This window comes from Nonomuraea jiangxiensis (assembly GCF_900099965.1).
Lineage (GTDB): Bacteria > Actinomycetota > Actinomycetes > Streptosporangiales > Streptosporangiaceae > Nonomuraea > Nonomuraea jiangxiensis.
In genome coordinates this window covers 84,321-96,578 of record NZ_FNDJ01000015.1, presented here as the reverse complement: position 1 = coordinate 96,578, position 12,258 = coordinate 84,321, and the positions used below count along the sequence as shown (strand labels likewise).

The 12,258-nt window shown below is 73.1% G+C and carries 10 protein-coding genes; 6 read left to right on the top strand and 4 right to left on the bottom strand.

The annotated features are described in order from the left end of the window. Positions 1–21: 21 nt before the first annotated feature. The 4 genes from BLS95_RS30925 to BLS95_RS30910 form a co-directional block, all read right to left on the bottom strand. A complete protein-coding gene (locus tag BLS95_RS30925) occupies positions 22–867 on the bottom strand; it encodes a carbohydrate ABC transporter permease (RefSeq protein WP_245765386.1) in 846 nt (281 codons plus the stop codon). Positions 868–893: 26 nt separating this feature from the next. Next, positions 894–1,880 (bottom strand): ABC transporter permease, encoded by a 987-nt coding sequence (locus tag BLS95_RS30920; RefSeq protein ID WP_090939266.1) that lies wholly within the window; start codon positions 1,878–1,880, stop codon positions 894–896. Continuing rightward, positions 1,877–4,273, bottom strand: coding sequence for a beta-xylosidase/alpha-l-arabinosidase (locus tag BLS95_RS30915; RefSeq protein ID WP_090939263.1), 2,397 nt, complete (start codon positions 4,271–4,273; stop codon positions 1,877–1,879). The genes BLS95_RS30920 and BLS95_RS30915 overlap by 4 nt, the downstream gene beginning before the upstream one ends. 196 nt (positions 4,274–4,469) lie before the next feature. Continuing rightward, a complete protein-coding gene (locus BLS95_RS30910) occupies positions 4,470–7,079 on the bottom strand; it encodes a helix-turn-helix transcriptional regulator (protein WP_090939260.1) in 2,610 nt (869 codons plus the stop codon). A gap of 217 nt (positions 7,080–7,296) precedes the next feature. Between BLS95_RS30910 and BLS95_RS30905 the strand changes: the two genes are divergently transcribed. The 6 genes from BLS95_RS30905 (at position 7,297) to BLS95_RS30880 (ending at position 12,223) form a co-directional block, all read left to right on the top strand. Further along, positions 7,297–7,518 carry a hypothetical protein gene (locus BLS95_RS30905; RefSeq protein WP_143043926.1) on the top strand — a complete coding sequence of 74 codons (222 nt, stop codon included), beginning with the start codon at positions 7,297–7,299 and terminating at the stop codon, positions 7,516–7,518. Then, positions 7,491–8,387 carry an acyltransferase family protein gene (locus BLS95_RS30900; protein WP_143043925.1) on the top strand — a complete coding sequence of 299 codons (897 nt, stop codon included), beginning with the start codon at positions 7,491–7,493 and terminating at the stop codon, positions 8,385–8,387. The genes BLS95_RS30905 and BLS95_RS30900 overlap by 28 nt, the downstream gene beginning before the upstream one ends. Positions 8,388–8,392: 5 nt before the next feature. Beyond that, positions 8,393–9,091, top strand: a complete 699-nt coding sequence (cseB, locus tag BLS95_RS30895) for a two-component system response regulator CseB (RefSeq protein WP_090939251.1) — start codon at positions 8,393–8,395, stop codon at positions 9,089–9,091. Beyond that, positions 9,063–10,343 carry a sensor histidine kinase gene (locus BLS95_RS30890; protein ID WP_090939248.1) on the top strand — a complete coding sequence of 427 codons (1,281 nt, stop codon included), beginning with the start codon at positions 9,063–9,065 and terminating at the stop codon, positions 10,341–10,343. The genes cseB and BLS95_RS30890 overlap by 29 nt, the downstream gene beginning before the upstream one ends. Positions 10,344–10,358: 15 nt before the next feature. Continuing rightward, entirely contained in the window at positions 10,359–10,862 is a 504-nt protein-coding gene (locus BLS95_RS30885; protein ID WP_245765385.1) for a MarR family transcriptional regulator, read from the top strand. A gap of 92 nt (positions 10,863–10,954) precedes the next feature. Then, positions 10,955–12,223, top strand: a complete 1,269-nt coding sequence (locus BLS95_RS30880) for an MFS transporter (protein WP_090939246.1) — start codon at positions 10,955–10,957, stop codon at positions 12,221–12,223. Positions 12,224–12,258: the final 35 nt, after the last annotated feature.

Below are 12,258 nucleotides of genomic sequence, written 5' to 3'. Positions count from 1 at the left end.
CTTTGCCTGGGAGGGGACGGGCTAGCCCTTGACCGCGCCGAGCATGACTCCGGAGACGAAGTACCTCTGGACGAAGGGGTAGACCGCCAGGATGGGAAGGACGGTGAGCGTGATCGCCACCGACTGGATGTTGGCGGCGGCCTGCGACACCTCGGCCGTGATGGCGCCGGCGGATTCGGCGCCGGTGGCCCCGGCGATGAGATTGCGCAGGTAGATGGTCACCGGGAACAGCTCCGCCTCGTTCAGGTAGAGGAACGCCGTGAACCACGAGTTCCAGAACGAGACCGCGTAGAACAGCACCATCGTGGCGATGACCGCCTTCGACAGCGGCAGCACGATCCGGGCCAGGATGCCGTAGGTGTTCAGGCCGTCGATGGCGGCGGCCTCCTCCAGCTCGCTCGGCAGGTTCTCGAAGAACGTCTTCATGACCAGGAGGTTGAACACGCTGATGGCGTTGGGCAGGACGATGGCCCAGATGGAGTTCGTCAGGCCGAGGCCGTTGACCAGCACGTACTGGGGGATCAGGCCACCGGAGAAGATCATGGTGAAGATGGCCACCCAGATCAGGACCGTACGGCCCTTGAGGTGCTTCTTGGACAGCACGTACGCGTAGCAGGTCGTCAGCGTCATCGCGATGGCCGTGGCGACGACGGTGTACACCACGGTGTTGGCGTAGTTCGTCCAGAACATCGGATCGGAGATCACGATCCGGTACGTCGTGAGGTTGAACCCGCGGGGAACGAGGTTGACCTGCCCGCTCAGGATGTAGCGCTCGTCGCTGAACGAGCGGGCGATGATATTGACGAAGGGATAGAGCGTCACGATCACGACGCCGGTCAGGATGACGGCGTTGATCACTTGGAACACGCGGTGGCCGCGGCTCCTGGTGGGCGTCACCACAGGCCCGCCCCCACCGTGCGCCGGGAGATGGCGTTCGCCGACACGATCAGCACCACCCCGATCAGGGCCTCGAACAGGCCGATCGCCGCCGCGTAGCTGAGGTTGCTGGACTCCACGCCCATGCGGTACAGGTACGTGGTGATCACGTCGGCGGTCGGATAGGTCAGCGGGTTGTACAGCAGCAGGATCTTCTCGAAGCCCGTGGTCATGAATGTGCCGAGGTTGAGGATCAGCAGCGTGATCGCCGTCGGCCGGATGCCGGGCAGGGTCACGTGCCAGATCTGCCGCCACCGGCTCGCGCCGTCCATCCTGGCCGCCTCGTAGAGCTGCTCGTCGATGGTCGTCAGCGCGGCCAGGTAGAGGATGGTGCCCCAGCCGACGGTCTGCCAGACCTCCGACGAGACGAAGATCGTCCGGAACCACTCCGGCTTCTGCAGGAACGCCGTGGGCTCCCCGCCGAACGCCTTGACGATCTGGTTGATCGGCCCGTCGATGGCCAGCATCTGCATGACGATGCCGGCCACGATGACGATCGACAGGAAGTGCGGCAGGTAGGACACCGACTGCAGGAAGCGCTTGAGGCGCCGGCTGCGCACCTCGTTGAGGAGCAGCGCCAGCACGATCGGCAGCGGCCAGCAGAACAGCAGGGTCAGCGCGCCGAGGACCAGGGTGTTGGTGAACACGTTCCAGAACGTCGGGTCGCCCAGGAACAGCCGGACGTACCGCAGGCCGACCCATTCCTCGCCCAGGAGGCTGCCGCCCGGCTCGAACTTCCGGAAGGCGATCACGTTGCCGATCATGGGCCCGTACCGGAAGATCAGGAAGAACAGCAGCGGCAGGATCGCCAGCGAGTACAGCCGCCAGTCGCGGCGCAGCGTGGCGCGCCAGCCGCCGGACCGGGGCCGGGCGCGGCGGCCGGGACGCGGCCCGGCCCGGGGCGCCCGCGCCGGGCCCTGGTCCAGCGTCTTGGATGTGCTCATCCCCGCTCCTCCGGTGGGCCGGCCTCGACGCGCGTCACCGGCCCCAGCCGCCGGTCGTGGCCGACCTCGCGCTCGGCGCCGACGATGCGCAGCGGCACGCTCGCCACCACGTCCGCGCTGGAGCGGCCGAAGCGCAGCTCTACCGGGCCGGGCTCGACGACGCGGCGGCCACGCAGGCCGGTGAAGGAGGTGATGTCGGCCGGGACGTCGAAGGTCACGCGGGCGGAGCGGCCGGGCTCCAGGGGCACGCGCGCGTAGCCGATCAGGCGGACCACCGGCCGCGTGGTCTGCGCGACCGGGTCGTGCAGGTAGAGCTGGACGACCTCCGTGCCGGGGCGCGACCCGGTGTTGCGGACCGTGATGCCGACGCTCACCTCCCCGTCCACCGGCCACGCGGGCGCGGCCTCGGCCTGGCCGTCCGGGTCCGGCGCTCCGGGTCCGCCCGGGGCCGACACGGCGGCGTCGCTCCACTCGAAGGTCGTGTAGCTCAGCCCGTGGCCGAAGGGGTAGGCCGGGGTCGGGTCCACCGACGACACGTCGGAGCGGTGTCCCAGCCTCGGCGACAGGTAGGTCGCCGGCAGGCCGCCGGAGTCGCGGGGCACGCTGACCGGCAGCCGCCCCGACGGGTTGACCGCGCCGGTGAGCACCTCCGCCACCGCCTGGCCACCCCGCTGACCGGGGAAGAAGCCGTAGACGACGGCCGCGGCGGCCTCGGTCTCCGGGCCCAGCGCGTACGGGCGGCCGGCGAGCAGCACCAGCACCACGGGCGTGCCGGTGGCGAGCACGGCCCGGACGAGCTCGGGCTGCACGCCCGGCAGGCGCAGGTCGGCGGCGTCGCACCCCTCGCCGGAGGTGCCCCGCCCGAACAGCCCCGCCCGGTCCCCGACGGCCAGCACGCACACGTCACTGGCCGCGGCCGCGGCGGCCGCCGCCGCGATGCCCGAGGTGTCGTCGCCGGTGATGCCGCACCCGCGCTCGTACACCAGGTCCGGGACGAACCGGCCGAGCGCCTCGCGCAGCGACGGGATCTCCAGCCCGAGCCCGTGCTCGGGGTGCGCGCCGATGTGCGCGGGGAAGGTGTAGCAGCCGAGCATCGCCATCGGGTCGTCGGCGGCCGGGCCCACCACGGCGACCCGCCGGCCGGTCGCCAGCGGCAGGATCGCGCCGGTGTTGCGGAGCACGACGACGGACTCCCGCGCCAGGCGCAGGGCGAGGTCCTGGCTCGGCCCGTCGTCGAGGCGGAGGCCGTCCGGGTCGCCGGGCAGGGGCCGCCAGTCCGCGTCGAGCAGGCCGAGCTCGGCCTTCTGCGCCAGCACCCGGCGCAGCGCCCGGTCGATCAGCGCCTCGTCCACCTCGCCCGCCTTCACCGCCTCGATCAGCGGGGCGGCGTAGGTGTCGGCCGTGGGCAGCTCGACGTCGATCCCGGCTCGCAGGGCCAGCGCCGCCGCCCGCGAGCCGTCCCCGGCCACGCCGTGGAGGCGCTCCAGGAACCGGATGGCGAAATAGTCGGAGACCACCGTGCCGGTGAACCCCCACTCCTCGCGCAGCAGCCCGGTCAGCAGGGTCTCGTCGGCGGCGACGGGCACGCCGTCGATCTCGCTGTAGGAGTTCATCACCGAGCGGGCGCCGCCGAGCCGCAACGCCATCTCGAACGGCGGCAGCACGACGTCGGCCAGCTCCCTCGCGCCCATCGGCACGGGCGCGAGGTTGCGGCCGCCCCGGGAGGCGGAGTAGCCGGCGAAGTGCTTGAGCGTGGCGACGACGCCCGCCGTCTCCAGGCCGCGCACGTAGGCCGCGCCGACGGTCGCGACCAGGTACGGGTCCTCGCCGATCGTCTCCTCGGTACGGCCCCAGCGGTAGTCCCTGGTCACGTCCAGGACCGGGGCCAGCCCCTGGTGCACGCCCGCGGCCCGCATGGACCGGCCGATCCGCCCGCCCATCTCCTCGACCAGCTCGGGGTCGAAGGACGCCCCCCAGCTCAGCGGCGCCGGATAGACGCTCGCCCGCCAGGCGGCGAACCCGGTCAGGCACTCCTCGTGCACCTGCGCCGGGATCCCGAACCTGCCGGCCGCCACGATCTGCCGCTGGGAGGCGGCCAGCGAGCGCGCCCCCGCGGCGGGATCGACCGGCGCGGTCCCGTACGGGCGGGTGAGCTGGCCCAGCCCGTGGCTGATGACGGTGTCCCAGTCGAGGCTGGCCGCCAGGTCGGTCTGGTGCGGGGCGACGCCCTCTCCCGATGCGTCGGCGCCGGCCCACACCCCGACGAGCTGGGCGACCTTCTCCTCCAAGGTCATGAGCGGGACGAGTGCCTCGGCCCGCTCGGCGGGAGACAGCCGCGGGTCCCGCCATCGCGCGCTCTCCGGGCTCGTGTCCGTTGGTACGTGGCCCCTCATGCCATCCCTTCAGCCCGTGATGTTGCCGAAACTTTCATATTGATCTCTTTAATATTGCGGCAACATAAGGGGCCTTTACCAGCATGTCAAGAGCGCCATTAACGGCGAAGTTGCGGATCAGCTAGCCCGGAATCGGCAAAGAAAAACCATTCGTCCAGGTGAATGCGGCCGACAAATTTCCCGAAACTTTCAGACATCATTCGAGCGGGCCGTCGCCGTCCACCAGGGCGGCGAGCTGGCCGCGGTTGGAGATGCCGAGCTTGGCGTACACGCGGGCGAGGTTGTTGTTCACGGTGGCCACCGAGAGCCCGAGCCGGGCCGCGATGTGCTTGCTGCTGTGATGGGCCGCCAGCAGGGCCACCTCGCGTTCCCGGCGGGTGAGGACCGCGGTGCCGCCGTGGTCGAGCAGCGGGGTCGTGGCCCCCTCGCAGTGCCCGCGCAGCGCGGCGGCCCGTTCCATCGCGAGGGCCGACTTGCCGGTCAGACCGCTCCGGCGGTAGGCGCGGGCGGCGGTGGTGGCCGCCTCGGCGGCCAGCAGCGGGTGGCCGAGGCCGGTGAAGACGGTGGCGGCGGCGCTGAGCGCGTCGCCGTCCATGCCCGCCAGCCCGCGGGCGGCGGTCGCGAGCGCCCGGACGAACGGCGTGCCGAGCCGCTCGCCGAGCTCCTCCATACGGGCCGGCTCCGCGCCGTACCCCAGCCGGGCCACGTCGTAGAGGGCCCTGGCCTCCACGGCGGGCAGGTCGATGTCGCGGGCCAGAGCGGCGGACTCACGGGCGGCGGCGACGGCGTCGGAGAGGGTGCCGGCCGCCGCCCGCGCCCAGGCCTCGCCGAGCACGGCCCACGGCGCGAACAGGCGGTTGGCGCCGTTGGCGGCCTGCGCGGCCCGGTCCGACCAGGCCCGCGCGGCGGCGTGGTCGCCGCTCAGCGCGTTCGCCGTGGCGAGCCCGGCCATGAAGGCGCCGGTCAGGCGGACGGTGTCACGCTCCTTGAGCGCGGTGACGGCCTCGCCGAGCGACGTGGCGGCGGTGACCGGCCGGCCCTGGGCGCACTCGACCAGCCCGCGGAAGCCGACCCAGCCGGCCGACATGAGCGGCGCGGGCCCGGACAGGGTCCGGCGGTACCCCTCCTCGGCCACGTCCCAGGCGGTGACGAGGTCGCCCAGGGCCAGGCAGCCCAGGCAGCGGGCGATGCCGAGCTGCACGGCGCTCCACGGGAACTCCTCCACGTGCGCCTGCGCCAGCGCGTGCCCGCGGTCGTAGAAGTAGGTCATCTCCGCGGGCCGCCCGAGGAATCCGGCCGATGCCGTGGCCGCGGCGGCCGCCCACATGACGGCCTGGACGTTGGCCGACTCCCAGGCCAGCAGCCGCCGGGCCGTCTCGATCGCGGTGGAGCAGCGCCCGTCGAACATGAGGATCCAGGACCGGTTGCCCTCGGCCAGGTCGCCGCCGGGACCGCCGGCCACGAGGTCCAGCGCCTGCTCGGCGGCCACGACGTCACCGGCGCCGAAGTAGGAGGTGTCGGAGCGGGCCAGCGCCCAGCGCACCCGTTCCGGGCCGGGCGGCGGCACCTCCGACAGCACCTCGGCGGCCTCCGCGCTGCGGCCCCGGTATTCCAGGACCTCGGCCAGCAGCGCGTCGGCGCCGATGCCGGGCTCGGCGTCGCGGGCCGCGCGGGCCAGCCGCTCCGCCAGCGCGAGGTCGGCCCGGTCGATCGCCTTGCGCGCGCCCACCCGTACGATGTCGGGGCGGGTCACCGTACCGCTCTCGACCTGCCAGAGCCCGGCGCGCAGGGCGTCGTCGCGGCGGCGCTGAGGCGTGGCCAGCGCGGCCCCGGCCAGCCGGCTGCCGAGCAGCCGGGCCCGGCCGGCCGACAGCCCGGCGCGCAGCAGCTCGCCGTAGAGGGGGTGGGCCAGCCGCACCAGCACGCGCTCGCCGGCCCGCTCCGACACGGCCAGGCCGCGGCCCTCCGCCGCCTCGATCGAGGCCGCGTCCGTCAGCCGTTCCAGCATGGCCAGCGGCAGCGGCTCGCCGCAGGCCAGCAGCTCCAGCACGAGCCTGGTGGGCGGGTCGAGCGGGTGGAGGCGGTCGGCCAGGAGCTGGCGGATGCCGCCGCGGGGGCGGTAGTCGCCGGTGAAGTGCCACACCCCGTACGTGCGGCGCAGCGTGCCGTCCGCCAGCGCCCCCGACAGCAGTTCGCGCAAGGCCAGCGGGTTCCCGGCGGCGATGCCGTGCAGCTGGGTCCGGGTCACGCCCTCCACACCGCCGGGCAGCTCGTGCTCGATCAGCTGGTCCACGGCGGCGGGCGGCAGCGGGTCGAGGTCGATCCAGCGCGCCGGGCCGTCCTTCCACAGCGTGGTGACCACGTCGGGCACCGGCTCGTCGCCGCGGATGGTGACGACGGGGAAGGCCAGGCCGTGGGCCGCCAGGTGCCCGAGCACGGCGGCCGAGCCGCGGTCGAGCAGGTGGGCGTCGTCGAAGCAGAGCGCCACCCGCGCGCCGCGGGCGCGTACGTGGTCGGCCGCCAGCGAGAGCACCGACGGGCCCGGCTCTTCCGGCAGCCGGTCGGCGGGCAGCAGCCCGGCGACCGCGCCGAACGGGATGGAGGCCAGGGCGCGGGTCGCGCCGACCCAGCCGGTGTGCCAGCCGTCGGCCTCGAACCCGGCCAGGATCTCGCGGGCCAGCCTGGTCTTGCCCACCCCCGCCTCGGCGGCGATGATCACTCCGATCGCCTCTCCGGAGCCGCAGGCGCGCGCACTCGCCAGCTCCGCGTCCCGCCCGACGAACGGCCATCCTCGCATGAGCTCCATCCCTCTCCCTTGGCAGCGCCTGTCATTCGTCCCTCACGGGCGGGTGGATGCCACCCGCGATCGCGGGATCTGACCCGGGCCGCCACGGGATGTCAGCCGCCTTGATACCGGGCTGATACAGGGCCGCGCCGTGGTGGCGACCTGGTGTCGGCACTGCGGAGATCCGATTCGCGAAGTGTTTCCGGTGCGAGTCGGAATCAGCGGAGGTGTTCCAGCGATGATCACTGCCCCCACGGGGTTGGCCGCCCCCGCGGCCGCCGTCGGCGCTCCGCCGGTCCGCGCCGGCGGCGGGCGGCTCGGGTGGGCCGACACCGCCAAGGGCGTGTGCATCCTGCTGGTCGTGCTGTGGCACGTGGTCGTGAAGCACTACTTGCGGATCGACTGGCGGCTCGACGTGCCGATCACCGGCCTGTGGGGCCTGCTCGGAACGCGCTGCTGACCCTGCGGATGCCGCTGTTCTTCACCATCTCCGGCATGTTCGCGACCGGCGCGTTCCAGCGGCCCTGGCGGGTGGTGGCGCGCTCCCGGGTGGCGAAGTTCCTGTACCTGTACGTCTTGTGGGACTGCGTCCACACGGCGCTGCTGGCGCTGGTGCCCGGGTTCGACACCGCCAGCGCCGGGAGCCCGGCGGAGTTCATCGAGCAGCTCACGATCTCGCCGCCGAACCTGTGGTACCTGTACGCCCTGGCGCTCTACTTCACGGTGGCCAGGGCGCTGCGCCGGGTGCCGAAGCCCGTCATGCTCGGAGCCGCCCTGATCCTGTCGGCGGTCGTGGCCGCGGGATACGTGCCGATCGAGGCCAACCGCGGGTCGCTGCTGCAGAACCTGCTGTTCTTCCTGGCCGGGCTGTACTTCCGGCCGTACGTCGAGCGGCTCGCCGACACCACCGGCCCCCGCCGGGCGGTGCTGATCACGGCCGGGTACGGGGTGGCGGTGCTGGCTCTACTGGCCACCGGCGCGCAGCGGTTCCCCGGCGCCTGGCCGGCGGTCTGCGTCGTCGCCACGCTCTTCGGCGTGTCGGCCGGCCCGCTGGTCGCGTCCGTGCGCGGGCTCGGGGACGGGCTGGCCTGGCTCGGCCGCCGTACGCTGCCGATCTACGTCATCCACATGCCCGTGCTCGCGCTGCTCCACAAGGCGCTGATCGGGCCACTGTCCAGGGTGGGGGCGCTCGGCCAGTACGCGTTCGTGTTCGTCTATCCGGCCGTCATGACCGCGTTGATCGTGGCGTTGTGCCTGCTGGCGGAGAGCCTGCTGCTGAAGGCGCGGGCCACCTGGCTCTTCGAGCTTCCTGGCCGGCGCATAAAGTAGGCGAAATGTCCCTTCCGCCCGAGTCCGCGCTCGCCACGATCCTGCTCGTCGAGGACGACGAGGCGATCCGCCGGGCGGTGGCGCTGGCGCTGGAGCGCTACGGCTTCCGGGTCGCCGTGGCGGCCGACGGGCTGCGGGCGCTGGAGCTGTTCCGGCAGGATCGGCACGACCTGCTGGTGCTGGACGTGATGCTGCCGGAGCTGGACGGCATCGGGTTGTGCCGCAGGATCAGGGAGTCGAGCGTGGTGCCGATCCTCATGATGTCCGCCCGGGGTGACGCCCTGGACGTGGTCTCGGGGCTGGAGGCCGGGGCCGACGACTATGTGGTCAAACCGGTCGACATCCCCGTACTCGTGGCCAGGATCCGCTCGCTGCTGCGCCGGGCCGCCTTCGTGGCGACGGAGGACCACGCCCCGCACGACCGGCTCGTCTTCGGCGATCTGGCGATCGACCTCGGTGGCCTGGAGGTGTTCCTGGGCGGTCAGCCGGTCGCGCTGGCGCCGACCGAGCTGCGGCTGCTGCTGGAGTTCGCCGCGCATCCCGGCATCGTGCTGGACCGGCAGACGCTGCTGGGCAACGTCTGGGACTACGGCTGGGACGGCGACAGCCGGGTCGTGGACCTGTGCGTGCAGCGGCTGCGCAAGAAGATCGGCGCCGATCGGATCGAGACGGTCCGTGGATTCGGCTACAAGCTCCGACGCTGAGGCGTCCCGTGCGAATCCGGCGTGGCGGTCGCTGCGCTGGAAGATCGCCGCGCTCGTCGCCACGGCGGCCTGCGCGGTCGCCCTGGCCGTAGGGCTGCTGGTGCACCGCAGCACGTACGAGCGGCTGCTGGGCGAGGGCGGGGACCGGGCCGTGACCGCCCTGCTGCCCGCGGTCCACACCTACCGCCAGACGGGCCGCACGCCGAGCTTCGCGCAGGAGCCGCCGCCGCCCGCGGTGCGCGCCCGGCTGGCGCGCACGGACGGCTTCGTGACCTGGTACGACGACCGCCGGCCGGACATCCCGTGGATGTGGGCCGCCCAGGCCGTCGGCGGCCGCATCCTGGCGGTGAAGGTCGACATGGGCTCCGACCTGCGCGGTCTGGAGGCGCTCGACCGGCACATGGCGATCGCCTCACTGACGGTGCTGGCGGTGGTCGTCCCGCTGTCGGCACTGGCCGCCGAGCTGCCCAACCGCCGGCTGCGGCGGGTGGCGGCCACCGCCCGGCGCATCGCCGCGGGGGACCTGGACGCCAGGACGACGCCGGAATGCGGGGGCCGCGACGAGATCAGCGAGATCGCGGGCACCGTCGACGCCATGGCCGACAGCCTGCGCGACCGGCTGCTGAACGAGCAGCGCTTCACCGCGGACGTCGCCCACGAGTTGCGTACCCCGCTGATGGGCCTGGTCGCCGCCGTCACGTTGCTGCCGCCCGGCGAGGCCACCGACCTGGTCACGAACCGGGTCCAGGCATTGCGGACACTGGCCGAGGACCTGCTGGAGATCTCCCGCCTGGACGCCGGCATCGAGCAGGCCGACCTGCGGCCGGTGCCGGTCGCCGAGCTCGTCCGGGCGGCGCTGGCGCGGAGCGGGCTCGACGGCCGGGTCACGGTCGCCGGCCGGCCCACGGCCGAGACCGACCCGCGCCGGCTCGACCGGATCCTGGCCAACCTCCTGGCCAACGCCGCCCGCCACGGAGCCCCGCCGGTCGAGATCTCGGTGAGCGCCGCCACGATCGTCGTGCGCGACCACGGCCCCGGCTACCCCGCCGCCGTGCTCGCCGACGGGCCGCGCCGCTTCCGGACCGGCACCCCGGAACGCGGCCGGGACCACGGCATCGGGCTGACCATCGCGCTGGGCCAGGCCCGGGTCATCGGGGCCGCCCTCACCTTCGCCAACGCGGCGGACGGCGGCGCCGTCGCCACCCTCCGCCTGCCTCCGCCCAGGGATGCATACGAGCCTTATATGAGCTAGTGATATAAATCCCTTATGGAGCCGAACACCCCTCATGTGGACGAGCTGGAGCTGGCGGCCGGCCTGGGGCGGATCAAGACGATGATGCGCCTGCTCGACACGCCCCGGGACCTCTCGATGACGTCGCTGTCCACGCTGGCGAGCCTGGAGCGGCTGGGGCCGCGCCGGATCACGGAGCTGGCCGTGCTCGAAGGCGTCACCCAGCCGGCCATGACGCAGCTCATCTCGCGGCTGGAGCGGGAGGAGCTGGCCGAGCGGCTGCCCGACCCGGCCGACCGCCGCGTGGTCGTGGCCGCCATCACCGAGCACGGGCGGGCGGAGCTGGCCAGGCGCCGGGCGGCGCAGGCCAAGCGGCTGGCGGAGCTGCTCGCCGAGCTCTCGGAGGCCGACCGGGCCGCCATCGCCGCGGCCCTGCCCGCCCTCGACCGCCTGACCGCCCACGCCCTCGGCGCCCTCCCCCCGTCGCCCCCATCGCCCCCGACACCCCCAGCACCCCCGGCGTTCCCCGCATCCCTGTAATCCCCGCAACCGCCGCAACCGCGGAAAACCCGCCCCCCCATGACGGCGGCGGCGGCGCGGGGCACCCCTTCCCCCATCACCGGAGCACCTGAATGACAGCACCGAAAACGGGCGCCCCCAGCCCGTTCCGGCAGCCGAAGGCCGTCTGGGCGGTGGCCTTCGCCTGCGTGATCTCCTTCATGGGCATCGGTCTCGTCGACCCGATCCTGCCCGCCATCTCCTCCGACCTGCGCGCCTCGCCCAGCCAGGTGACGCTGCTGTTCACCAGTTACCTGGTCGTCATGGCGGTCGCCATGCTGGTGACCGGCTGGGTCTCCAGCCGCATCGGCGCCAAGCGGACGCTGATCGCGGGCCTCGTGCTGATCGTCGTGTTCAGCGCGCTGGCCGGCTCCTCCGACAGCATCGGCGGCATCATCGGCTTCCGCGCCGGCTGGGGCCTCGGCAACGCGCTCTTCGTCGCGACCTCCCTGGCCGTCATCGTGGCCGCCGCCAGCGGCGGCTTCAGCGGCGCGATCATCCTCTACGAGGCCGCGCTCGGCCTGGGCATCGCGATCGGCCCGCTGCTCGGCGGCGCCCTCGGCGGCATCAGCTGGCGCGGCCCCTTCTACGGCGTCGCGGCCCTGATGAGCATCGCCCTGCTCGCCACCATCCTCCTCGTACGCCCCCAGCCCAGGCCCGCCCGCAGGACCTCGCTGCTCGACCCGATCCGGGCGCTGCGCCACCGCGGCCTGCTGATCATGAGCCTGACCGCGCTCTGCTACAACTGGGGCTTCTTCACCGTCCTCGGATACGCCCCCTTTCCGATGGGGCTGGACGCCATCCACCTCGGCCTGGTCTTCACCGGCTGGGGCCTGATGGTCGCGATCTTCTCGGTGGCCGGGGCGCCGTGGTTGCAGCGCAGGCTCGGCCTGGCCCGTACGCTCTACGGCAACCTGACCCTGTTCTCGCTCACCGTCTTCGTCATCGCCGCCTTCGTCGACCAGCGGGTGGTGCTGATCGTGGCCGTGATCGTGGCGGGTGTGTTCATCGGCGTGAACAACACGCTGACGACCCAGGCCGTGATGATGGTCGCGCCGGTGGACCGGCCGGTGGCCTCGGCGGCGTACGGGTTCGTGCGCTTCATCGGCGGCGGCCTGGCCCCGTTCGCGGCGGGCAAGCTGGCCGAGCGCTTCAACGTCCACGTGCCCTTCGTGGTGGGTGCCTGCGCGATCCTGGTCGGCGTGGGCATCCTCGCCCTCGGCCACCGTGACCTCGCCCGCGCCGAACGCAACCAGGCCGCGGTCGACGAGCACGCCCGCCTGGGCACCCGCGACGCCGAGCTGGCCGAAGCCACCGAGGCCGGCACCGGCACCTCCACCTGACCGCCGAACGCGACATGGACCGCTGTCACGCGGCC